Origin of the sequence: Terrabacter aeriphilus, assembly GCF_039542985.1 — a bacterium.
Classification (GTDB): Bacteria; Actinomycetota; Actinomycetes; order Actinomycetales; family Dermatophilaceae; genus Terrabacter; species Terrabacter aeriphilus.
Genome location: NZ_BAABIW010000014.1, coordinates 23838 through 47202 on the forward strand (window position 1 = coordinate 23838; position 23365 = coordinate 47202).

General features: G+C 73.3%; 21 protein-coding genes. 13 read left to right on the plus strand and 8 right to left on the minus strand.

Annotated elements, in window-relative coordinates; translation table 11 throughout:
- The first annotated feature begins 2 nt into the window (after positions 1-2).
- The 10 genes from ABD979_RS09240 to ABD979_RS09285 all read left to right on the plus strand — a co-directional run bounded on the left by ABD979_RS09240 (position 3) and on the right by ABD979_RS09285 (position 12454).
- A complete protein-coding gene (locus tag ABD979_RS09240; protein WP_345507180.1) occupies positions 3-761 on the plus strand; it encodes a flagellar biosynthetic protein FliR in 759 nt (252 codons plus the stop codon).
- Positions 761-1909 (plus strand): EscU/YscU/HrcU family type III secretion system export apparatus switch protein, encoded by a 1149-nt coding sequence (locus tag ABD979_RS09245; RefSeq protein WP_345507181.1) that lies wholly within the window; start codon positions 761-763, stop codon positions 1907-1909. Before ABD979_RS09240 ends, ABD979_RS09245 begins: the two co-directional genes overlap by 1 nt.
- Positions 1906-3957 (plus strand): flagellar biosynthesis protein FlhA, encoded by a 2052-nt coding sequence (locus tag ABD979_RS09250; protein ID WP_345507182.1) that lies wholly within the window; start codon positions 1906-1908, stop codon positions 3955-3957. The genes ABD979_RS09245 and ABD979_RS09250 overlap by 4 nt, the downstream gene beginning before the upstream one ends.
- Positions 3935-5029 carry a hypothetical protein gene (locus tag ABD979_RS09255; protein WP_345507183.1) on the plus strand — a complete coding sequence of 365 codons (1095 nt, stop codon included), beginning with the start codon at positions 3935-3937 and terminating at the stop codon, positions 5027-5029. The genes ABD979_RS09250 and ABD979_RS09255 overlap by 23 nt, the downstream gene beginning before the upstream one ends.
- Before the next feature lie 52 nt (positions 5030-5081).
- On the plus strand, positions 5082-5345 hold the full coding sequence (locus tag ABD979_RS09260) for a carbon storage regulator (RefSeq protein ID WP_345507184.1): 264 nt from the start codon (positions 5082-5084) through the stop codon (positions 5343-5345).
- A gap of 253 nt (positions 5346-5598) precedes the next feature.
- The gene (locus tag ABD979_RS09265) at positions 5599-6435 is read left to right on the plus strand and encodes a sigma-70 family RNA polymerase sigma factor (protein WP_345507185.1); all 837 of its coding nucleotides are present in this window, start codon (positions 5599-5601) and stop codon (positions 6433-6435) included.
- 154 nt (positions 6436-6589) lie between these two features.
- Positions 6590-9250 carry a response regulator gene (locus ABD979_RS09270; RefSeq protein ID WP_345507186.1) on the plus strand — a complete coding sequence of 887 codons (2661 nt, stop codon included), beginning with the start codon at positions 6590-6592 and terminating at the stop codon, positions 9248-9250.
- Positions 9247-9642 (plus strand): response regulator, encoded by a 396-nt coding sequence (locus tag ABD979_RS09275; protein ID WP_345507187.1) that lies wholly within the window; start codon positions 9247-9249, stop codon positions 9640-9642. The genes ABD979_RS09270 and ABD979_RS09275 overlap by 4 nt, the downstream gene beginning before the upstream one ends.
- Positions 9639-10796, plus strand: a complete 1158-nt coding sequence (locus tag ABD979_RS09280; RefSeq protein ID WP_345507188.1) for a response regulator — start codon at positions 9639-9641, stop codon at positions 10794-10796. The genes ABD979_RS09275 and ABD979_RS09280 overlap by 4 nt, the downstream gene beginning before the upstream one ends.
- Complete coding sequence (locus ABD979_RS09285; protein WP_345507189.1) at positions 10793-12454, plus strand: peptide ligase PGM1-related protein; 1662 nt, start codon at positions 10793-10795, stop codon at positions 12452-12454. Before ABD979_RS09280 ends, ABD979_RS09285 begins: the two co-directional genes overlap by 4 nt.
- Positions 12455-12458: 4 nt before the next feature.
- On the opposite strand, the gene ABD979_RS09290 is transcribed toward ABD979_RS09285, so the two are convergent.
- Positions 12459-12653 (minus strand): hypothetical protein, encoded by a 195-nt coding sequence (locus ABD979_RS09290; RefSeq protein ID WP_345507190.1) that lies wholly within the window; start codon positions 12651-12653, stop codon positions 12459-12461.
- Positions 12654-12788: 135 nt separating this feature from the next.
- Between ABD979_RS09290 and ABD979_RS09295 the strand changes: the two genes are divergently transcribed.
- Complete coding sequence (locus tag ABD979_RS09295) at positions 12789-13463, plus strand: Crp/Fnr family transcriptional regulator (RefSeq protein ID WP_345507191.1); 675 nt, start codon at positions 12789-12791, stop codon at positions 13461-13463.
- Positions 13464-13534: 71 nt separating this feature from the next.
- On the opposite strand, the gene ABD979_RS09300 is transcribed toward ABD979_RS09295, so the two are convergent.
- The 4 genes from ABD979_RS09300 to ABD979_RS09315 all read right to left on the minus strand — a co-directional run bounded on the left by ABD979_RS09300 (position 13535) and on the right by ABD979_RS09315 (position 18938).
- On the minus strand, positions 13535-15769 hold the full coding sequence (locus tag ABD979_RS09300; RefSeq protein ID WP_345507192.1) for an MMPL family transporter: 2235 nt from the start codon (positions 15767-15769) through the stop codon (positions 13535-13537).
- 14 nt (positions 15770-15783) lie between these two features.
- Complete coding sequence (locus tag ABD979_RS09305) at positions 15784-16530, minus strand: aquaporin (protein WP_345507193.1); 747 nt, start codon at positions 16528-16530, stop codon at positions 15784-15786.
- 681 nt (positions 16531-17211) lie between these two features.
- Complete coding sequence (locus tag ABD979_RS09310; protein WP_345507194.1) at positions 17212-18441, minus strand: hypothetical protein; 1230 nt, start codon at positions 18439-18441, stop codon at positions 17212-17214.
- A complete protein-coding gene (locus ABD979_RS09315) occupies positions 18438-18938 on the minus strand; it encodes a SigE family RNA polymerase sigma factor (RefSeq protein WP_345507195.1) in 501 nt (166 codons plus the stop codon). The genes ABD979_RS09310 and ABD979_RS09315 overlap by 4 nt, the downstream gene beginning before the upstream one ends.
- Positions 18939-19092: 154 nt before the next feature.
- Between ABD979_RS09315 and ABD979_RS09320 the strand changes: the two genes are divergently transcribed.
- The gene (locus ABD979_RS09320) at positions 19093-19419 is read left to right on the plus strand and encodes a DUF952 domain-containing protein (RefSeq protein WP_345507196.1); all 327 of its coding nucleotides are present in this window, start codon (positions 19093-19095) and stop codon (positions 19417-19419) included.
- A gap of 4 nt (positions 19420-19423) precedes the next feature.
- Here ABD979_RS09320 and arfB read toward each other — a convergent pair whose 3' ends face one another.
- From arfB to ABD979_RS09335, 3 genes are all read right to left on the minus strand, one after another.
- Entirely contained in the window at positions 19424-19879 is a 456-nt protein-coding gene (gene arfB / locus ABD979_RS09325; RefSeq protein ID WP_345507197.1) for an alternative ribosome rescue aminoacyl-tRNA hydrolase ArfB, read from the minus strand.
- Between the two features lie 111 nt (positions 19880-19990).
- On the minus strand, positions 19991-20767 hold the full coding sequence (locus tag ABD979_RS09330; protein ID WP_345507198.1) for an SDR family NAD(P)-dependent oxidoreductase: 777 nt from the start codon (positions 20765-20767) through the stop codon (positions 19991-19993).
- Between the two features lie 43 nt (positions 20768-20810).
- Positions 20811-21956, minus strand: a complete 1146-nt coding sequence (locus ABD979_RS09335; RefSeq protein ID WP_345507199.1) for an acyl-CoA dehydrogenase family protein — start codon at positions 21954-21956, stop codon at positions 20811-20813.
- Positions 21957-22089: 133 nt separating this feature from the next.
- Here ABD979_RS09335 and ABD979_RS09340 point away from each other — a divergent pair, with 133 nt between their 5' ends.
- A complete protein-coding gene (locus ABD979_RS09340; protein WP_345507200.1) occupies positions 22090-23361 on the plus strand; it encodes an MFS transporter in 1272 nt (423 codons plus the stop codon).
- The last annotated feature ends 4 nt before the right edge of the window (positions 23362-23365 follow it).

The following is a 23365-nucleotide window of genomic DNA, read 5'->3' on the forward strand; positions in this document are numbered from 1 at the left end:
CGATGAACATCCCCATCGACCAGGCGTGGGCGGAGGCGACCCTGCTCGCCATCGTCCGCATGACGGCGTTCCTCTTCATCGCACCGCCGTTCTCGCACAACGCCTTCCCGGCCCGGATCAAGGCGATGCTCGGCGTCGGCCTCGGACTCGCCGTGTCGATGCGCGCCGGCGCGACGTACTCGGGCCGCGGCGACGCGGCCTTCGTCACCGGCCTCGTCCTCGAGCTCGTCACCGGCTTCGCGCTGGGCTTCATCGTCTACCTCGTCTTCGCGGCCATCCAGTCCGCCGGCGCCCTCATCGACCTCGCCGGCGGCTTCCAGCTCGCGCAGGGCTACGACCCGCAGACCATGGTCAACGGCGCGCAGTTCACGCGCCTGACCCAGATGACCGCGCTGGCCCTGCTCTTCAGCAGCGACGGCTACCAGCTCGTCATCGGCGGGCTCACGAGCACCGTCGGCGCGATCCCGCTCGGCGGCGGCATCGACCTGTCGCGGCCCGTCGAGATGATGACGACGTCCGTCACGGGCATGTTCGTCTCCGCCGTGCAGATCGCCGGCCCGCTCATGGCGGTCCTCTTCCTCGCCGACGTCGGCCTCGGCCTGCTGACGCGCGTGGCCCCCGCCCTCAACGCCTTCCAGCTCGGCTTCCCGCTCAAGATCCTCATCACGCTCGGCCTCGCGGGCTTCATGTTCCTCGCCCTGCCGCGCATCGTCTCGGCCCTCGCCAACCAGGCGGCGCGCATGCTGATGGGGGTGAGCTGATGGCTGACGACGGTCAGGAGAAGACCGAGCAGGCCACCGACAAGCGCATGCGCGAGGTGCGCCAGAAGGGCCAGCTGTCGAAGTCGCAGGACCTCACGGCCTGGCTCGCGGTCGGGCTCGGCGCCGCGATGATCCCGATGACGATCTCGCGCGGCGCCGACGCGAGCGTCAGCCAGCTCTTCACGATGCGCTCGGTCGCCCAGGACCCCGACCCCGCGCGGGCGCTCGCCGCCCTGGGAGAGGGGCTGTCGTCGGTCGGCTGGACCCTGATGCCCATGGTGGCCGCGGTCTTCGTCGGTGTCATCGTGGGCGCGGTGCTCCAGGGGGGCGTGCACGTCAAGAAGCTCTCGCCCTCGTTCCAGAACTTCAACCTCGTCCAGGGCATCGGCCGGATGTTCGGCAAGCAGGCGCTCTGGGGCGGGGCCAAGGCCCTGCTCAAGACCGCCGTCGTCGGGCTCGTGCTGTGGACGGTCGTGCAGGACCTCGTGCCGGTGCTGCTCACCGCCGGCGGCCTGCCCGTGTCGGGCCTCATCGACGTCACGAGTGACGGCGCGGCCTCGCTCCTGCGCTTCGCGGTCCTCGCCGGCCTCGTGCTCGCCGCCGCCGACGTCATGGTCGTCATGCGCCGCAACCGCAAGAAGACCCGGATGAGCAAGAAGGAGGTCAAGGACGAGGCGAAGACGAGCGAGGGCGACCCGTTGCTGCGCTCGCAGCGCCGCTCGCGCCAGCTCGCGATGTCGCGCAACCGCATGATCGCCGCGATCGCCGACGCCGACGTCGTGCTCATCAACCCCACGCACGTCGCCGTCGCGCTGCGCTACGAGCCCGGCAAGGCCGCCCCCCGCGTCGTCGCCAAGGGGGCCGGCACCATCGCGGCCCGCATCCGCCAGGAGGCGGAGGACAAGCGGGTGCCGATGGTCCGCGACGTGCCACTCGCCCGTGCCCTGCACGCCGGTTGCGAGATCGGCCAGGAGATCCCCGTCGAGCTCTACACCGCCGTCGCCGGCGTGCTCGCCTTCGTCATGGCCCTCAAGGCACGGGGCTCCGCCGCCGGCGTGCACACCGTGCCCCGCCAGCCGCCCACCCCGGGCGGCCGCCACCGTCCCGCACCCGGACCCACCGGTCACACCCAAGGAGCGCACCCGTGAACCGCGACCTCGCCCGGCTCGCCGTGCCCGTCGGCATCGTCGGCATCGTGCTGCTGCTCGTCGTGCCGATCCCGTCGGGGCTGCTCGACGTCCTCATCGTCTGCAACATCGCGCTCGCGCTCGTCATCCTGCTCACGAGCATGTTCGTCAACAAGCCGCTCGACTTCTCGGTGTTCCCCTCGCTCCTGCTCGTGGCGACGCTCTTCCGGCTCGGCCTCAACGTCGCGTCGACGCGGCTCGTGCTCGGCGAGGGCTTCGCGGGCCACGTCATCGAGGCCTTCGGCAAGGTCACCGTCGGCGGCTCGCTCATCATCGGCATCGTCGTCTTCCTCATCCTCGTCGTCATCCAGTTCGTCGTCGTCACCAAGGGTGCCGAGCGCGTGGCCGAGGTCGGGGCGCGCTTCACCCTCGACGCCATGCCGGGCAAGCAGATGGCCATCGACGCCGACCTCAACGCGGGGCTCATCACCGACGTCGTGGCGCGCGAGCGGCGCGCCGAGGTGGCCGCCGAGGCCGACTTCTACGGCGCGATGGACGGTGCGTCGAAGTTCGTCAAGGGCGACGCCATCGCCGGCATCATCATCATCATCGTCAACGTCGTCGGCGGCATCGGCGTCGGCATGGTGCAGCGCGGCCTGTCGATCACCGACGCGCTCAACACCTACAGCCTGCTCACCGTCGGCGACGGCCTCGTGACCCAGATCCCCGCGCTGCTCATGGCCGTCTCGACCGGCATGATCGTCACCCGCTCGAACTCCGAGACCGACCTCGGCCGCAGCGCGTCCAAGCAGCTGTCCCAGTCGCGCACCGCCCTGCTCGTCGCCGGGTGCGCGGCGCTCGTCATGGCGCTCCTGCCCGGCATGCCGCCGCTGCCCTTCCTCGGCGTCGGTGGTCTGCTCATCATCGCCTCGCGCCGCGTCGGCGCCACCCAGGCGTCCGAGGCGGCCGCCGCCTCCGCCGCCGCCGCGGCCGCGGCGGAGGCGCCCGAGCAGGACCCGAACCAGGCGATCCTCGAGAAGATGCGGGTGCACCCCCTCGAGATCCTGCTCGCCCCCGACCTCGTCGACCTCGTCGGCAGCTCGCCCGACGACCTGCTCGGGCGCGTCAAGGCGCTGCGCCAGACGATCGCCATGGACCTCGGGGTCGTCATCCCGCCCGTCCGCACGCGCGACAGCGTCGAGCTGCCCCCGACGACGTATGCCATCCGCGTCGCGGGCGTCGACGTGGCCCGGGGCGTCGCCCCGTCGGGCAAGCTGCTCGCCCTCGGCGAGGCGCTCGACTCGCTGCCCGGTGACGCCGTCATCGAGCCGGTCTTCGGCCTCGCCGGCAAGTGGATCCCGACCGAGCTGCGCCACAGCGCGGAGATGACGGGCGCGACCCTCATCGACCGGGTCAGCGTGCTCGTGACCCACCTGTCCTCGATCGTCAACGTCCACGCGGCGCGGCTGCTCTCGCGGGAGGACGTGCGCGTGCTCACCGAGGGCGTCAAGGCGGTGAGCCCCGCCACCGTCGACGAGCTGACCCCCTCCCTGCTCTCGCTCGCCGAGCTCCACCGGGTGCTGCAGGGGCTGCTCGCGGAGCAGGTGCCGATCAACGACCTCACCCGCATCTACGAGGCGCTCAGCCTCCGGGCCAAGGTGGCCAACGACCCCGAGTCGCTCGTCGAGGCGGCCCGGGCCTCGCTCGGCCCGGCCCTCGTGGCGCGCTTCGCCGACAACGGGCACCTGCCGGTCATCACCATCGAGCCGTCGCTCGAGCAGAGCCTGGTTCAGGACCTGCGCCCGGCCGAGGGCGGCACCCAGCTCGTCGTCGACCCGGCCCGGCTCGACGCCGTGCTCGCCTCCCTGAGCGCGGCCGTGGCCGCCGCGGAGTCGGCCGGCAAGGCGGCCGTGCTCGTGTGCGCGCCCGTGCTGCGGCCGGCCATGCGCAAGCTGCTGCCGCCCGCCCCGCGCGGCGTGCCCGTCCTCTCCTACGCCGAGGTGACCTCGGCCGACGTCAGCATCGAGACGATCGGGGTGGTGCGCCTTGGCGCCTCAGTTCCTGCTTGAGGGTCGCTCCCTCGACGAGCTCACGCGTGAGGCGACCGAGCTCTACGGGGCCGACGCACGCATCGTGCGCGCCGAGCGCGTGCTCGACCCGGGGGTGGCCGGCTTCCTCGGACGTCGCCACCTCGAGGTCATGGTCGAGGTGCCGGACCTGCCCCGGGTGCCGACCGAGGCGGGCCCGGACGTCTGGACGACGGAGGTCGTCGTGGCGCCGGCCGGGCACGTGCTGAGCGACCGCGCCGGCATCCTCGCGCTCCTCGACGACGCCGACAGCAGCGAGGACGACGTCAACGCCGACCTCGTCGGCCGCGCCGACCGCGCCGACCGCGCCGACCGCGCCGACCGCGCCGACCGCGCCGACCGACCGGCCGGCGCCGCGGGGGCGCTGGGCCCGGCGGGGGCGGTCGGCCCGGCTGCGCCCGCGGTCGCCCCCTGGGCGCCCGTGACCGGGACCCCGCTCGTCGGTGCGCCGGTGCGCCCGGCCGCCGTCGTGCCCGACGTCTCCACGGAGTCGCACCAGCTGACCGAGCTGCTCGCGCGCCTCGGCGACGACCGGGCCGGGCGGGCCGTGCCGGCGCCGCTCTCCGCGCCGGGCGACCTCGTGCTCGTCGTCGGCCTCGGCGACAGCGCCCTGCACGTGACGGCCTCGATGATCGAGGTGGCCGGCGGCGGCGCTGCCGGCAGCAGCGGGTGGGCCGTCTACGGCGCCGGCGCGACCGCGCCCGCCACCCGTCCTCGCCTCACCGGCCGGTGGGACGCCGTGCGCTCGCGGGCGCTCGCCGTCGAGGTGGGCGCCGCGGTGCTCGTGGCGTGCGACCCGGGCTCGCCCACCGGTGGGCTGCCGCACCTCGAGGCAGCGGCCTCGCTCGCCCCCGACCAGGTCTGGGTCGTCGTCGACGCCCGGCACAAGCCGGACGACACGAGCGCCTGGGTCGACCGGGTGCGCGCGGTGCTGGAGGTCGACGCGCTCGCCGTCGTGGGAGCGGGGGAGTCGCTCTCGCCGCACACCGTCAACTGGCTGCGCGTTCCCGTAGGGTGGGTGGACGGGATGCCTGCACCACGGACGGTGCTGTGAGGCGCCGCAGGCGACCGGGCTGACGACTCGCACCCACGGAAGGGGATCCCCAATGCTCGTACTCACCCGCAAGCCCGGCGAGAAGATCATGATCGGCGACGACATCGTCATCACGTTCCTCGAGAGCCGCGGCACGGACGGCATCCGCATCGGCATCGATGCCCCACGCCACCTCGAGATCAAGCGCGAGGAGATCTTCGGGGCGGTGGCCGACGCCAACCTCGAGGCCACCCAGGCCAGCGCCGACGACGTGCTGCGCGGACTGCTGGGCCACGGCCCGGACGCACCGTCCGGCACGGCGTCCGACACCAAGTAGGGCACCCCGTCCGACCCCGCGTCGGAGGGCCTCGCCGCAGCCCCTCCGAGGGGTCCCGCGGCGCGCCCCGGGACCACCCGGGAGCGTGACGCGCCGGGCGACACGCCGGACGAAAAGAATTTTCTCGGCATTTTTCTGATTCCGGATACAAACCGAACATAGCGACCCAAAATGGACACGTCCGGAGGCGCCGACATCCCGTCGCACCCGCCCGTGCCGGACGCCACGTCATCGTGTACGTCTGAGGGGTCCAGTGGAAACTACGGAGCGCAACCAGCTCGTCGTCGACAACCTGCCGCTCGTCGGCTACCTGGTGTCGGACCTGTGTGCGCGCTCCACCCACCTCTCGCGTGAGGACCTCGCCTCGGTCGGGGCGATCGGCCTCGTGCTCGCGGCCGACTCCTTCGACCCGACCGCCGGCGTGCCCTTCGGGGCGTACGCCCGTCGCCGCATCTCCGGCGCCCTGCTCGACGAGCTGCGCTCGATGGACTGGGCGGGCCGGGGCACGCGCCAGCGCATCACGGCGCTCAAGTCGATGAGCAGCACGCTCTCGGCCCAGCTCGGTCGCACCCCGACCGACGACGAGATGGCCGCGGCCACCGGACTGACGCGGGAGCAGGTGCGCTCCAGCCTCGCCGACGCCGCCCGCACCGTCGGCACCCTCGACGACACGGCCGACGCCATCGTGGCCGACCTCGCCGCGCCCGAGGACACGCTCCTCGCCCGCGAGCGCACCGAGTACCTCCGCGCGGCGGTCGCCTCCCTGCCGGAGCGCCTCCGGCTCATCGTCACGGCCATCTACCTCGAGGGCAAGGCGGTCAAGGACGTCGCGGCCGAGCTCGGCCTCACCTCCTCGGCCATCTCGCAGCAGCGCAGCGAGGCCCTCCGCCTGCTGCGCAGCGGCCTCGAGGCCCACTACGCCGACGACGTACACCCGGGTGGGGTCGCGCCGCAGACCGAGTCCGGCTCGACGCGCCGAGCGGTCTACCTCGAGACCCTGGCCGGCGCGGTGCCGGCGCTCGGCCGGGCCCGCACGAGCGGCTACGGCCGTCAGCCCGCGGTCGCCGGGTCGCTGGAGGCCGCCGGCTGACCCACGCCGCTGCGCCCGAGGGCGCCGCCGGCTCGTCCGCGGCCACCTCGTCGGCCGCGGGGACCTGAGCCGATTCCGTGGTGCGACGGCGCGTCGGAGAGGACACTCGGGTGGGGGGAGCCCAGGGACTCACCGCGCACGATGGAGGACTCGCATGGGCGGGTTCGGGACGGCCACGGAGGACTCGGCGAGCAGCGACCGCGCCGAGCTGGAGTCGCGTCTGGCCGACGTCCGGGAGCAGTTCCGGGCGACGAGCGACATCCTCAAGGTCCTGACGAGCGGGGCGTCGGCGCAGGCACAGGTCTTCGAGGCGGTGGTGCACAACGCGCGCCGCCTGCTCCACGCGGACGTCGCCCAGATCCACCTGCTCGAGGGCGAGGAGTACCGCCTGCGCTGGTCGAGCGGCCACTCCAGGGCCTACCTCGACGTCGTCGATCGCTACCCGGTCCTGCGCGACCGAGGAACCCTCATCGGGCGCGTCGGGATGGACCGCACGGCCCAGCAGATCACGGACGTCCTCGCCGACCCGGACTACTCGCAGCTCGCCCTGCAGAAGCTCGGCGGCTGGCGATCCATCCTCGGTGCGCCGATGCTCGTCGAGGACGAGGTGGTCGGGGTGCTGACCGTGTGGCGCAACGAGGTGGCCCCCTTCGAGGACCGTGCGGGCGAGCTGATGACGACCTTCGCCGAGCAGGCGGCGCTGGCCCTGCGGCACGTCGAGCTCGTGGGCGCCCTCGAGAACCGGTCGGCCGAGCTGGGGCGCAAGGTCGAGCAGCTCGAGGCCCTCGCCGAGGTCGGCGAGGCGATCAGCTCGACCCTCGTCGCCGACGAGGTGCTGGCCACGATCGTGTCGCACGCCGTCGACCTCTCCGGCACCGACGGCGGGTCGCTCATGGAGTTCGACGAGGCGACCGGCCTCTTCCGGGTGCGCACGGCCTACGGCACGAGCGCCGTCGTCATCGAGGCGCTGCGGGCCGCCGAGATCCACATCGACCGGACCTGGGTCGGCCGCGCGGCCCGCACCCGGCAGGTGCTCCAGATCCCCGACCTCGACGCCGAGCCCGCGCCGGACGACCCCCACCTCGCGGTGCTGCACGGGTCGGGCTGGCGCTCGCTCGTCGCGATCCCGCTGGTGCGACCCGACCGCGTCGTCGGCGCGCTGGTCGTGCGGCGCAAGACGACCGGCTCGTTCAGCGACGAGACGTGCGAGCTGCTCACGGCCTTCGCCAGCCAGTCGGCGGTCGCCCTGACGAACGCCCGCCTCTACCAGGAGCTCGAGCGGCAGAGCGTCGAGCTCGCGCAGGCGAGCCGGCACAAGTCGGAGTTCCTCGCGAGCATGTCGCACGAGCTGCGCACGCCGCTCAACGCCGTCATCGGCTTCTCCGAGGTGCTGCTCGAGCGGATGTTCGGCGAACTCAACGAGCGCCAGGAGGACTACCTCCGGGACATCCTCGCGGCCGGGCGGCACCTGCTCGCCCTGCTCGGCGACATCCTCGACCTCTCCAAGATCGAGGCGGGCCGCATGGAGCTCGACCTCACGACCTTCACCGTCGACGGCATGGTGGTGCAGGCCCTCTCGCTCGTGCGCGAGCGCGCGGCGCTGCACGGCATCCGCCTGTCGCTCGAGATGGACGGCGGGCTCGGGGCCGTGACGGCCGACGAGCTCCGTCTCAAGCAGGTGCTGCTCAACCTGCTGAGCAACGCCGTCAAGTTCACGCCCGACGGCGGAGCCGTCGACGTGCGCGCGTGGCGCGACCGCGAGGAGGTCTGCATCACGGTCACCGACACGGGCGTCGGCATCGACCCGGCCGACCAGGACCGGATCTTCGACTCCTTCCAGCAGGGGGAGCGGTCGGCGTCCTCGAGCGAGGGGACGGGGCTCGGCCTGACCCTGAGCCGTCGCATCGTCGAGCTGCACGGCGGCCGGCTCTGGCTCTCGAGCCGGCCGGGCGAGGGCAGCACCTTCGGGCTCTCGATCCCGCAGCCCGACGCCGCGCCGGACGCCGAGGACGGTGCGTGGGCGGACGACGGGGAGCTCGTGGGTGGCCCGACCGTGGTCGTCATCGAAGACGACCCGCGCTCGGCCGAGCTCGTCGCGCTGCACCTGCGGGCGGCCGGGCTGCGCGCCGTCGGCGCCTCCAGCGGCGAGCAGGGGCTCGACCTCGTGCGCACGCAGGACCCCTTCGCCGTCGTCCTGGACATCCACCTGCCCGGCATGGACGGCTGGGAGGTGCTGACAGCCCTCAAGAGCGACCCGCTGACGGCCGCCGTGCCGGTCGTCGTCGTCAGCGTCGAGCCGGAGCACGGTCGGGGTTTCGCGCTCGGGGCGACGGAGTACCTCGTCAAGCCGGTGAGCGGGGAGCACCTGCTCGCCGCCGTGACACGCCTGCTGTCGCCCACGCAGGCGCACGACGCGCGCACCGGGCTCAGCGTCGTCGTCGTCGACGACGACCCGCTCGCGCTCAAGCTCGTGCGCAGCACCCTCGAGCCGCTCGGCTGGGAGGTCCACACCTGCGCCGGTGGTCAGCGGGCCGCCGACGTCGTGCGCGCGGTCGCGCCATCCGTCGTCGTCATGGACCTGCTCATGCCGCAGGTCGACGGCTTCGCCGTCATCGACGAGCTGCGACCGGACCGCGACTCGGACGGGCCGCCCATCGTCGTGCTGACGGCCAAGACCCTGACCGCACAGGACCGCTCGCGTCTCGAGGGCCGCATCGCCTTCGTCGCCGAGAAGGCGGGCATCGACCTGTCGGGTCTCGCCCGGCGCCTCGCTGCCGTGGCAGGCGCGCACCCCGCGCCGGGGGACGGCTCATGAGCCGCCCGCCGGTCGTGCTCCTCGTCGAGGACAACCCACGCAACCTCAAGCTCGCCCGGGACGTGCTGGAGTACGCCGGCTTCTCCGTCGTCGTCGCAGCCACCGGTGAGCAGGGGGTCGAGCAGGCACGCGCGACCCTTCCCGACGTCATCCTCATGGACCTGCAGCTGCCGGGGATCGACGGCTTCGCCGCGCTGGAGCTGCTGCGCGGTCACGAGGCGACCGCGCACATCCCCGTCGTCGCCCTCACGGCCTTCGCCATGCAGCGCGACCGCGAGCGGGCGCTCGGCTCGGGCTTCGCGGGCTACCTCGAGAAGCCGATCAGCATCCGCGAGTTCCCGACCCAGGTGCGCCGCCACCTCCCGCGTCGGGACGACGGGGCGCCGTCGTGACGGCCCCGGCCGACGGCGTCCCCCCGCCGCTCACGGGTGTGCGGGTCCTCGTCGTCGACGACCTCGAGCAGAACCGCAAGCTCATGCACGCGGTGCTGGAGCCGCACGGCTTCGTCGTGCGTTCCGAAGCCTCCGGTGCCGCCGCCCTCGCCGCCCTGGCGGCGTGCGTGGTGGACGTCGTCCTGCTCGACGTGCAGATGCCGGTCATGGACGGCTACGAGACGTGCGCGCGGATCAAAGCCGACCCCCGGACCGTGATGCTGCCTGTGGTCATGGTGACCGCGAGCGGCACCCGGCAGCGGTTGCGCGCCCTCGAGGTGGGCGCCGACGACTTCGTGACCAAGCCCTTCGACCAGGCCGAGCTGATGGCACGTGTCCGGTCGCTCGCCCGGGTCAAGCGGCTGCACGACACCGTCGTCGAGCAGACCGTCGCCCTCGAGCGGTGGAACGCCGAGCTTGAATCGCGCGTGGCCGAGCAGGTGGCGGACCTCGAGCGACTGAGCCGGCTACGCCGCTTCCTCTCGCCCCAGATCGCCGGGCTCATCGTCGAGTCGGGCGACGAGTCGTTCCTCGAGAGCCATCGCCGCGACATCACGACGGTCTTCACCGACCTGCGCGGCTTCACCGCGTTCGCCGAGACGTCCGAGCCGGAGGAGACGATGTCGGTGCTTCGCGACTACCACGCCGCGCTCGGCGAGCTCGTCTTTGCCTACGAGGGGACGCTCGAGCACTTCGCGGGCGACGGGCTCATGGTCTTCTTCAACGACCCGCCCCCGTGCGCGGACGCCCCCGAGCGGGCCGTGCGGATGGCGCTGGAGATGCGCGACCGCGTCGACGAGCTCGCCGACCAGTGGCGCCGGCAGGGCCACGACCTCGGTTTCGGGGTCGGCATCGCGCAGGGCTACGCGACGCTCGGCCGGGTGGGCTTCGAGGGTCGGTGGGACTACGCCGCCATCGGCACGGTCACCAACGTCGCGGCCCGCCTCTGCGCGGCGGCCGCCACACGGCAGGTCCTGGTCAGCCCGCGGGTGCGGGCCGGTCTCGGCGACCGCTTCGAGACGCGCTCGCTCGGTCCCGTCGAGCTGCGCGGCATCGCGCGGCCCCTCGAGGTCCACGAGGTGATCCGCACCATCGGGCAGGAGGCCCCTCCATGAACTCACCGTCCGTCCCGCAGCCGCCCGCGCCGGACCCGCCCGCACCACCGGCGGGGCCCCTCGGCGTCCTCGGTGACCTCGACGAGGCAGCCCGCGACGAGCTCTTCGACGAGCTGCAGGAGCGGCTTCCCGGGGTGTGGCGCCTCATCCGGCAGGGCGACCCGCTCGAGTCGGTCGTCGTCGTGCCGTCGATGAGCGCCGACAAGCTCGGCCCCTCCGCGGGCGCCGTGAACCAGGCGATGGAGGAGCGGCTGCTCTTCCTGCTGCTGCTCCTGCGCCAGCCGCGCCTCCGGATGGTCTACGTCACGTCGATGCCCATCAACGAGCACGTCGTCGAGTACTACCTGTCGCTGCTGCCGGGGGTCATCCCGAGCCATGCCCGGTCGCGCCTGCAGCTCGTCGCGGTGGGGGACTCGTCGGCGACGCCGCTGACCGACAAGCTGCTCGCCCGTCCCCGGCTGGTGGCGCGCATCGCCGGGCTCGTGCCCGACGTGACGCGCTCCCACCTGGTGCCCTACACGAGCACGACCCGCGAGCGTGACCTCGCGCTCCTGCTCGGGATCCCGATGTATGCCGCCCACCCCCGCCTCTACCCGTTGGGGACCAAGACGGGCTGCCGCCGCGTCTTCGCCGAGGCCGGCGTCGACCACCCCTTCGGGGCCGAGGACCTCCACTCGGTCGGCGAGGTCGTCGACGCCGTACTCGAGCTGCTCGCGGCGCGGCCCGCGGCCCGGTGGGCGATGGTCAAGCTCAACGAGGGCGTGTCGGGCTCGGGCAACGCACTCGTCGACCTGTCGGGTCTAGCTGCGGGACAAGCCAGTTCAGGGGCCGGACGCCTGGCCGACCTGCATGCCGCGGCCGAGGAGCGGGTGCGGGCGATGCAGCTCGAGGACGCCCGTGTCGGCATCGACGCCTACCTCGCGAAGCTCGAGGAGCGTGGCGGGGTCGTGGAGGAGCGGATCGTGGGCGACGAGGTCCGCAGCCCCAGCGTGCAGCTGCACGTGACGCCGCTGGGAGAGCTCGCGGTCCTCTCGACGCACGACCAGGTCCTCGGCGGGCCCACGGGGCAGATGTACCTCGGGGCGCGCTTCCCTGCCGACCCGGCATACGCCACGACGATCAGCCGGGAGGCCGAGAAGGTCGGTCGGGTCCTCGCCGACAAGGGCGTGCTCGGCCGGTTCGCCCTCGACTTCGTCGTCGTCCGGCAGGGCGACCGCTGGCAGACCCACGCCATCGAGGTCAACCTCCGCAAGGGCGGCACGACGCACCCCTTCCTGACGCTGCAGTTCCTGACCGACGGCGAGTACCTGCAGGAGGAGGGCCGCTACCTGACGCCGTCCGGGGCGGAGCGCCACCTCGTGGCCACCGACCACCTCGAGGACGAGTCGCTGCGGGGTCTCGGCGTCGACGACCTCTTCGACCTCGTCGCAAGGGCCGGCCTCCACTTCGACCAGTCCCGCCAGACCGGCGTCGTCTTCCACATGATCAGCTCCATCACCGAGTGCGGCCGGGTCGGCATGACGGCGATCGGGGACACGCCAGACTCCGCCCAGGATGTGTTCGACCGGGCGGAGTCGGCGTTGCTCGCCGAGGCGCGTGCGTCGCTGGTGCCGCTACCCGTTCCCCGGCGGGTGCGCCTCGGCGAGGGTCTGCGGTGACCGCTCAGGGGGCGATCGAGGCCGAGTGGATGAGGGCGCCGACGTATGCCTGGTGCCAGGTGAGCCGGGCCACGGCCGCGCGAGCGGACGCCCCTCCGCAGTCGCACGCCCACGTCCAGCCGCCGCGCGAGGTCCTCGTCACCCGGGGGTGGTGGTGCGCGAGGTCCGGGTGGACCCGTCGTCGTGTCGTCGTCGTCATCGAAGTCCCTCTCCTCCTCGAGGGGTTCGCTGCCCCCCGCCCTGCGGATGTGCTCACCGACGACGATCCCGTCCCACGGCGCAGCCGTCTGTGCGCGCGGCGACACCCGGGCCGCGATCACGCGCGGACGCGCCGGTGAACGTCGACCTCGGCCTGCTCTCCGACCTCGCGCCCCAGGAGCGCCGCGAGGTCGTGGCGAGCATGCACCGCCACACGTATGCCGCGGGCGACGTCGTCTTCCACGAGGGCGACCCCGCCGACTCCGTGCACTTCGTCGTCGAGGGGCGGGTCGTCGCCCAACGGTCCTCCGAGCGCGGCGACCGCCTCGCGTACGCGGTGATGGGGCCGGGACAGGCCTTCGGCGAGCTGGCGATGGTCGTGCGCGGTGGCCGTCGGACGGCGACGATCGAGGTCGTCGAGCCGACCGTGACCCTCGCGCTCCGCTTCGCCGACTTCGAGCGGCTCTGCGCCCGTCACCCCGAGGTCGGCCGGCTGCTCGTCCGGCTGCTGGCCGCCCGGGTCAACCGGCTCACCGAGGCCCTCATGGAGGCCCTGCACACGCCCGCGGAGCTCCGCGTCGTCCGGAGCCTGGTGGCGCTGCGTGGCGTCTACTCCCGTGGCGCACAGGCGATCTCACCGGTAGCCGTGCCCCTCAACCAGACGGCGCTCGCCGAGCTGGCCGGGGTCACCCGGCCCACGGCGAACCGGGTCCTGCGCCGCCTCGAGGCGGCGGGAGTGGTGGCCCTCGACCGTGGACGCGTCACGGTTCTCGACCTCACCGCACTGCGCCACGCAGGCCGACCCGGGTAGGCGGCCTGCCCGGTCACGCGGCCCGTCCGCACCGCGCTGCGGGTCCGCGGCGGGCGGCCGATGCACGCCGCTCAGCCCGATGACACCGTCGGCTCGTCCGCGGGCTCCGCGTCGCCCCGACCCCCTCCGCCCACGCGCGCCTCGTGGCGTCCGGCGTGGGGGAGGCCGACGGGCCACCAGATCCGCTCGCCGATGTCGTAGGCCACCGCCGGCACGAGCAGGCTGCGCACGACGAGCGTGTCGAGCAGCACGCCGAACGCGACGATGAAGGCGATCTGGACGAGGAAGAGGATCGGCAGCACCGCGAGGGCCGAGAAGGTCGAGGCGAGCACGATCCCCGCGCTCGTGATGACGCCGCCGGTGACGGCGAGCGCGACCAGGATGCCCGGCCGGGTGCCGCGCAGGCGCGACTCCTCCCGCACGCGGGTCATCAGGAAGATCGAGTAGTCGATCCCGAGGGCGACGAGGAAGACGAAGCCGTAGAGCGGGGTCGACGGGTCGGAGCCGGGGAAGCCGAAGACGTGGTTGAAGGCGATGGCCGACACCCCCATCGTGGCAGCGAAGGACAGGACGTTGGCGCCGACGAGGACGAGCGGCGCCACGATCGAGCGCAGCAGGAGCACGAGGACGACGAAGATCACCGCGAGGATCGCCGGGATGATGACCTTGAGGTCGCGCTCGCTCGCGAGCCGGACGTCGAGGTTCGTCGCCGTCGCGCCGCCGACGAGCACGTCGGGGCCCACGGCGTCGAGCGACGAGCGGAGCGTCTCGATCGTGTCCTCGGCCTCGACGCTGTCGGCCGCGGAGTCGAGCGTGCCCTGCACGAGGACCTGGCCGTCGACGACCGTCGGTGGCTGGCCGGGGACGAATCCGACCTGCGGGCTGCTCACGCCGTCGGCCGACGCGAGCACCTTGACGACGGCGTCGGCCTCGGCCTCGGGTGCGGCGATCTGCACGGGCTGACCCGAGCCGGCGGGGAAGTGCCGGGCCAGCACGGCCTGACCGGTCACGGAGTCGACCTCGGTGAGGAAGAGGTCCGACTGGGCGATCCCGCGCGCGTTCAGCGTCGGCAGGAAGGCCGCGCAGGCGAGGAGCGCGAGCAGGGTGACGACCCACGTGCGACGGGGCCGGCGCCCGACGACACCGGCGACGCGGCCCCAGATGCCGCGGGTCCCGACGGCGTCGGCGCTGTGGACGTGGTCGACCCGCGGGACCTGGGGCCAGAAGATGCGACGGCCGACGAGGAGCAGCGTCGCCGGCAGGAAGGTCAGCGCGGCGACGAAGGCGCCGACGATGCCGAGGGCACCGACCGGGCCCAGGCCCTTCGTGCTGCCGAGCTCGGACAGTCGCAGGCACAGGAGGCCGAGCACGACCGTGGCCGCGCTCGCGGCGATCGGTTCGAGCGAGGCGCGCCACGCGACCTTCATCGCCTCCCACGTCGACTCCCGGTCGTGCAGCTCCTCCTTGAAGCGCGCCACGAGCAGGAGCGCGTAGTCGGTGGCGGCGCCGACGACGAGGATCGAGAGGATGCCCTGGCTCTGCCCGCTGAGGCTGATGGTCCCGTTGCGGGCGAGGGGGAAGACGACGAGGGCCGCGAGGGAGAGCCCGAACATCGCCGTCACGAGCACGGCGAACGGCAGGATCGGGCTCCGGTAGACGATGAGGAGGATGACGAAGACGACGCCGAGGGCGACGAGCAGCAGGATCCCGTCGATGCCGCTGAAGGCGATGACGAAGTCGGCGAAGAAGCCGCCGGCGCCCGTGACGTGGACGGCGAGCCCCGAGGGGGCGAGCGTCGCGGCGCCGGCGTCGCGCAGGGCGCTCGCGACGGCATACAGGGCCGTGTCGCCGTTGATCGTCTCCTCCGCCTTGTCGGCGACGAAGGCCACGAGCACGAGTGCGGCCTTCCCGTCCTCGCTCGGGATCGCCCCCTGCGGCGGGGACTGCAGGAACTCGCCGACGGTGCGCGACGACCCGGCGAGCGGGAGGTCGGGGATGCGCGTGACGAAGGCCTGCACGGCCGTGCGGTCCGCGGCGGTCAGCCCGCTGGCCCGCTCGACGACGACGAGGTAGGGCAGGGTCTGCGTGTCGGTGCTGCGCTCGACGACCTTGCTCACGGCGGTCGACTCGGCCGACGGGGGCAGGAAGTTCGCGTTGTCGTTCGTCGCCACCTCCGAGAGGCGGCCGACGAGCGGGCCGCCCGTGCCGCCCACCCCCAACCACAGGAGCACGACGAGCGCGGCCACCCAGCGCACCCACCGTCCGCCGGCGCGCCGTGCCGATGCGAGCTCGGTGCTGTCGCTCATGGCGGTCGGCCCGCTCAGGCGGGGACGTCTGCCCCGGTGGGGTCGGTGTCGGACCCGGCGGTCCGGGTCTCGAAGAAGGGCGCGGCGAGCGCGGCGACGGCGCCGCCGACGAGGGGCGCGACGATGAACATCCAGACGTGGGTCAGCGACTCGCCGCCGTTGAGCAGGGCCGGGCCGAGGGAGCGGGCCGGGTTGACCGAGGTGCCGTCGAGCGGGATGCCGACGAGGTGGATCACGGTGAGCACGAGGCCGATCGCCAGGCCGGCGAAGCCGGGGGCCGCGGCGCGGCTCGTCACGAGGAGCACGACGAACACGAGCAGGAACGTCATGACGACCTCGAGCACGAACGTGCCGCCGGCCGAGATGGTCTTGCCCCAGTTGTTCGTGCCGAGCGCGCCCGTCGCGTCGGCGACGCCGCCGAAGCCGGAAACCATGAGCTTGAGCAGTGCGGCACCGACGAGCGCGCCCACGACCTGCGCGACCCAGTAGGCGACGGCCTCCTGGGTCGTGATGCCCCGACGCATGAGCACGCCCAGCGTCACGGCGGGGTTGACGTGGCAGCCCGAGACGGGTCCGATCGCGTAGGCCAGGGCGAGCAGCACGAGGCCGAAGGCGAGCGCGACGCCGACCGCGCCGATGGTGTCGATGCCGAAGACGGCGGAGCCGACGGCGAAGAAGACGAGGATGAAGGTGCCGACGCCCTCGGCCACGGCCTTGCGGGCGAGGTCCGGCGTGGGGGCGGTCGTGGTCTGGTCGGGCATGAGGGGTCCTTCCGTGCCGGGTGGAGCCGGATGAGCAGACCCGTTCCCCGGGACGCTCACGCCAAGCGTAGGGCTGCGGCGCGGATGCACAAGGGCCTCATCGGGATTCGGCCGCGCGTGGCGGCGCCGGCGGCCGTCATGGGTCGGGTGAGCCGTCGCCTCGTCGTCGCACGATCGTCGGTGACCGGTCTCTGGGTGGCCCGGCCGAGGCGCCCGTGAGCCGCGACTCCGGTCGCTCGACACGTCGCCGTTCGACGCCGCACCCACCGGGTTCGCGCCTGGCCACCGCGAGCGTGTGGCGAGCCTCGTCGACGGGTCCACCACCAGCAGTCCGGGTGAGCTCGTGGCCGAGGGTCGGTTGACGTCGAACGGGCTCGTTCTGTTGTGCCTCAGTCGGATTCGCCAACACGGTGACGTCCTGCGCTCCGTCCTCGAGCTCAACCACTGCGCCCTCGACGAGGCCGCCGCCGGTGCGCTCCGAGGCGGGGGAGGCGCCGCGTCACCGTCGGACGGCATCCCGGTCACGGTCGAGGGCAACACCGAGACGGCCCCCGCGATGCGCACGACCGTCGGGGGTCAGTCGGTCAATCCCTTTGGTGCGCAGCGCTCCCCGTGCGCCTCGACCTGCCCGCCGACGTGCTCTCGCACCGCACGCCGGGCGCCGGTCGTGCCTCTTGGACTTCACCGCGGCACGACGTACCGCGGCTCCGTCGTGCCGTCGCGGTCGCGAGGCGGCTGCTGCGCCCCGAGCTCGGTGCAGTCCAGGGTGAGGCTGCACGACTGCAGCGTGTTGGCGGTGGCCGGGGAGAGCGGCTGCGAGGTGTTGCGGGAGATGACGAGGCTCGACTCGTCGTCGGCCAGGTGCCACGTCCATCCCGAGACGGCGGCGTCGCCGGTGCCACCGAGCACGGTGGAACCGTCCTCGACCCGGACGACGCCCGCGCTGAACCAGTAGCCACCGTCGACCGCCATCGAGCCGACGAGGTAGGTGCTGCGGCTCGAGAAGGCGGTCGGCATGAACATCGACGGGTTCTTGCCGGCGCCGCAGCGCTCGACGGTCCTCGGGAACGAGGGCTGCGTCAGGTCGACGACGGCCCAGCAGGCCTCGTCCATGGCGTCACCGGCGACCGACCACCGCAGCGCGGCCCGGCGGCCGTTCTCCGAGACCGCCACGACGTGCGCCGGCAGCGCTCGGGTGCCCCCCGTGGACAGGTTCCACTCGAGCGAGCCCTGCTGGGAGTCGCCCCCGAGGTAGACGAGGTCGCCGACGACGGCGGCCACCTCGCGGGGGTCGGTGCGTCGGGCCAGCTCCACGCCGTTGGCGTCGTGGACGACGACGGTGTCGGACGTGCCGCTCTTCGCGACGACGCGCAGGCCGTCGCCCGACACGGCATACATGCCCGAGGTGCCGAGCGCCGCGACGGTGCGCCCCGTCGGCGACAGGATCTCCATCTCGCTCTGCGACGCACCGGTGGAGCGGTGCGACTGCAGCACGAAGCCGCCGCCAGCCAGCACCGCGAAGCTCTCGACGACGGTGCCCTTCTCGAGCTGGATCACCTGGTCGCCGTAGCGGATCGTGTCGTCGAGGGCGTATGCCGTGTCGCGCGTGGCCGTGGCCCGCTCGGTCTGCGGCGTGGTGGGGTCGCCGGTCGGCGACGGCAGTACGGCGGTCGAGGACGCCGACACCGCGGGCACCGGCGGGGGCGTCCCCCGGTCGGCCGACCACACCGTGGGGACGGCCACGGCGATGACGGCGGCGGCCGCCACCGCCCCGAGCGTGGCGCGGGTGCGCCGGTCGCGACGGCGCCGGGCGATCGCGCCGGGCGCGAAGTCTCCGGGCACGTCGACCCGGTCGGCGTGCGCGCGGAGCAGGGACTGGAGCTCGTGCTCCTCGTGGTCCGGTGTGGTCACGGCGTGACCTCCTTCATGGTGCTGCGCAGGGAGCTGATCGCGCGGCTCGTGTGGCTCTTGACGGTGCCGACGGAGATGCCGAGGATCTCCGCCGTCTGGGCCTCGGTGAGGTCCTCGTAGTAGCGCAGGACCACGGCGGCCCGTTGCTGGGGGGCGAGCGAGCGCACGTGCGCCCACAGCTCGCCGTCACGTCCCGTCGCCGGGGCCGCGGCCGGGTCCATGACCCTGATGAGCTCGCTGTCGGTGCGCTCGCGGTGGCGCCAGGCGCGGCGCCACCACGTCGTGTGCTCGTTGACCATGACCTTGCGGACGTAGGCGTCCGGCGACTCGACGGCGCGGATGTGGTCCCACCTGGCGTAGACCCGGGCGAGCGCGGACTGGACGAGGTCCTCCGCGCTGTGCGGGTCACCGGTGAGCAGGTACGCGAACCGCGCGAGCGACGCCTGTCGCGCTCGCACGTAGGCCGAGAAGTCGGCCTCGCGTTCGGTGGCTTCCACTGACGTTCCCCTGTCTGGTGCGGTCGGACGCACCCTTGACGCGGTGGCGGGCCGGGAAGGTTGTCGTCCGGGCACGCCCCGTCCCCGGACGGTGCAACCGGTGCGGTCGCTGCACCCGGGCGGGGAGGCCCGGAGGTTGGTAACGTCGCGCGCCATGATCTACCACCTGGCCGAGCAGGCCGACTGGCAGCAGGCTCTGGCCGAGGGCAGCTACGCGCGCTCGACGCGCGGCCGCTCCCTCGCCGAGGAGGGCTTCATCCACGCCTCGTCCGACGCGCAGTGGCCCGTCGTGCGGCGGCTCTTCTACGCCGACGTCACCGAGCCGCTCGTGCTGCTGCACGTCGACGAGTCGCGCCTCGGTGCGCGTGTCGTGCACGAGGTCGGCGACCCGGCGACGGGCGAGACGTTCCCCCACGTCTACGGCCCCATCGAGGTGGACGCCGTCGTCGGGACGACCGTGCTGGCCCCACCGCACGCCTGACCGGTCACTCCGGCGGCACGCGACCACGGCCGGACTTGACCTCCCCGCGCCGCTTCTTGCCCGCGAGGCGGCGCTGCTGCGAGCCGCGCGTCGGCCGCGTGGCCCGTCGGGCCGGGGCCGGTGGCTCGAGCCCGGCCCGCAGCAGCGCCACGAGGCGCTCGCGGGCCGCGGCCCGGTTGCGCAGCTGCGACCGGTGCTCGGAGGCGACGACGGTGATGCGTCCGCCGACGACGCGGGCCGCGGGTGAGCCCTCGAGCCGCTCGCGCTGCGTCGGGGTCAGCGCGGTGCAGGTGCGCACGTCGAGCACGAGCTCGACCCGGCTGTCGGTCGTGTTGACGCCCTGGCCGCCGGGCCCGGACGCGCGGCTGAACCGCTCGACGAGCTCGCTCGCGGGGATGACCAGGCCCCGCCGCAGGCCGGGGCCCGGCGTCACCTCGAGGTCGGCGCCGGGCTCGTTCACCCCGCCATCATGCCCACACCGCGGGGCCCCGTGCCGCCCTGATGCACCGAGGTGCCCACCCGACGGTCTCGGGTGGGCACCTCTGCACGCGGCGTCAGCAGGTCAGCACGGTCAGCGCGGCGGCATCCGCAGGGCGCCGTCGAGGCGGACGACCTCGCCGTTGAGCATCGGGTTGTCGACGATGTGGCGCACGAGGCTCGCGTACTCCTCGGGGCGACCGAGGCGCGACGGGTGCGGCACCTGCTTCTCGAGCACCTCCTTGACGTCGCCCGGGAGCCCGGCGAGCATCGGCGTCTCGAACGTGCCGGGGGCGATCGTCATGACGCGGATCGCCTTGTCGGCGAGGTCGCGCGCGGCCGAGAGCGTGAGGCCGACGATGCCGCCCTTGCTCGCGGCGTAGGCGGCCTGGCCGATCTGGCCGTCGTAGGCCGCGATGCTCGCGGTGTTGACGATGACGCCTCGGTCGCCGTCGACCGGCTCGTTGGCGAGCATCGCCGCGGCCGCGAGGCGCAGCACGTTGAACGAGCCGACGAGGTTGATCTCGACGACCGTCCTGAAGGTGTCGAGGGGGAGGGGGCCCCCACGCCCGATGACGCGGCCGGGCGTGGCGACACCGGCGCAGTTCACGGCGACGCGCAGCTCGCCGAGCGAGGTGGCCCGGTCGATCGCGGCCTGCACCTGCGACTCGTCCCGCACGTCGGCGGCGACGAACACGGCGCTGCCCGCGCGCTCGGCGTTCAGCTCGTCGACGAGCGCCGGCGCGGTCGACCCCTCGAGGTCGATGATGACGACGGTGGCGCCGTCGGCGACGAGACGGCGCGCGGTGGCACCGCCGAGGCCGGAGCCGCCACCGGTGACGACGGCGACGGTGGACGAGTTCAGCTGCATGACAAGCCTTTCGGACGGCGGGGGTGGGGGCGACGAGCCAGGGTCAGCGGGCGAGGAGCTGGCGCGAGATGACGAGTCGCTGGATCTGGTTGGTGCCCTCGAAGATCTGGGTCACCTTCGCCTCGCGCATGTAGCGCTCGAGCGGGAAGTCCTCGGTGTAGCCGGCCCCACCGAGCACCTGCACGGCGTCGGTCGTCACCTTCATGGCCGCGTCGGTGGCGACGAGCTTGGCCACCGCGGCCTCCTTGCCGAAGCCGCGACCGGCGTCCTTGAGCCGGGCGGCGTGCAGGTAGGTGGCGCGCGCCGACGTCACCGCGGCCTCCATGTCGGCGAGCAGGAAGGCGAGGCCCTGGAAGTCGCCGATCCGGCGCCCGAACTGCTCGCGCTCGGCGGCGTACGCCGTGGCGGCGTCGAGCGCGGACTGCGCGAGACCCGTGGCGGCGGCTGAGATGCCGAGGCGTCCGGCGTCGAGGGCCGACAGCGCCATGTGCATGCCCTGGCCGGGCGTCCCGATGAGCCGCGCGGCGTCCACCGGCACCGCGTCGAACATCACCTGGGCGACGGGGTCGCAGTGCAGCCCCATCTTGCGCTCGGGCTCGGCGAAGGTCAGGCCGGGCGCGTCGCCGGGCACGATGAACGTCGAGAGCCCACGGCCGCCGTCGTCGGACGTGCGGGCGAAGGTCGTGTAGTAGTCGGCGTGCCCGGCGTGCGAGATCCACGCCTTGGTGCCCTTGAGCGCCCAGCCGTCGTCGGTGGGGGTCGCGCGGGTCGTCATCGAGGCGATGTCCGAGCCGGCGAGGGGCTCGGAGAGGCAGTAGGCGCCGAGCTGCTCGCCCGAGAGCATGCCGGGCAGCAGGGCCTCCTGCTGCTCGCGCGTGCCGAACGTCGCGACGGGGTAGGCGGTGAGGCTGTGCACGCTGACGCCCACGGCGACGCTCATCCAGACGGACGCGATCTCCTCGACGACCTGGAGGTAGACCTCGTAGGGCTGGTCGGCGCCCCCGAACTCCTCCGGGTAGGGCAGCGAGAGCAGCCCCGACCGGCCGAGCGTCGCGAAGGCGTCCGCGGGGAAGGTGCGTGCGCGTTCGGCGTCGTCGACCTTCGGGGCGAGGTCCTTGCGGCAGATCTCGCGCGTCAGCTCGATGAGGTCGGTGGCGTCGTCGGTGGGCATCAGCCTCGTCGCTGGCATGCCTAGATACTAGGACGTCCGAGCATTACGTCCGCATCGTGAGACGTTACGAGGCCGTCCGTGGACATCCTGGAACCGGCCGTGGCGCCTAAAGCAGGCGACGGCGGCAGGTGCAGCGCCCTACCGTCGTCCCGTGCTCACGCTCCTGCGCCGTCCGCTGCGCGAGGCCGAGGCCACCCCGACCTTCTACGTGCTGACGGCGGTGGCGGCCTTCGCCTTCGCCCTGTGCTTCACGCTCAACCTCGTCTTCCAGTACCGCGTCGTCGGCCTCGACCCGTTCCAGATGGTGCTCGTGGGCACGGTGCTCGAGGCGACCTGCTTCCTCTTCGAGGTGCCGACCGGGCTTGTCGCCGACCTCTACAGCCGGCGGGTGTCCGTCATCGTCGGCTTCTTCCTCGTCGGCACCGGCTTCGCGTGCGAAGGGGTCGTCGCGACCTTCGGGGCCGCCATCGTCGGCAACGTGCTCTGGGGCATCGGCTACACCTTCACCTCCGGGGCGCTGCAGGCGTGGATCACCGACGAGGTGGGCGAGGAGGCCGTCGCCCACGTCTTCACGCGCGAGACCCAGATCGACCTGGCGGCAGGCGTCGTCGGCACGCTGGCGGCCGGCGCCCTCGGCCTCGTGGCGCTGCGGGTCCCCGTCGTCGTGGCGGGCGCCACCCTGGTGCTGCTCGCGGTCGGGCTGTGGGTGGCCATGCCGGAGCGGCACTTCCGCCCCACGCCGCGCGGGGAGCGCGAGACGTTCGGTCACCTGCGCGACCAGCTCGTGGCGGGCCTGCGCCTCGCGCGCGGCCGACGTGTCGTGCGCGCCTTCCTCCTCGTCAGCCTCCTCGCCGGCCTCGCGAGCGAGGTCTTCGACCGGCTCTGGCGCGTGCGGCTGCTCGACACGTTCGCGATGCCGGAGGTCTTCGGCGGCGACGAGGCCATCGCCTTCACCGCCTTCGCCCTCGTCGGCACCGTGCTCGCGCTCCTCGCGTCGTTGGCGAGCGGCCGCTGGCTGCCGCGGCGCGTCGTCGACACGGCGCCCGGCGTGCCGGTGGCCCTCGCGGCGCTCGCCCAGGTCGTCGCGGTCGCGGGGGTCGCCCTCGTCGGCAACCTCTGGCTCGCGCTCGCCTGCGTGTGGGTGCGAAGTGCGGCCATGGCCTTCAGCGCACCCATCGAGGCGACGTGGATGAACCGCAACCTCGAGGGGCCGACGCGCGCCACGGTCCTGTCGATGACGAGCCAGGCCAACGCCGTCGGGCAGGTCGCCGGTGGTCCGCCCCTCGGCGCACTCGCGACACGGACGTCGATCCCGGTGGCCCTGCTCGTCGCCGCGGTGGTGCAGCTGCCGTCGGTGCTCGTCCTCCTCCGGGTGCGCCGCGTGGCCGGGCGGCCGGCGGTCGAGCACGACGCGACGCGCTGACGGG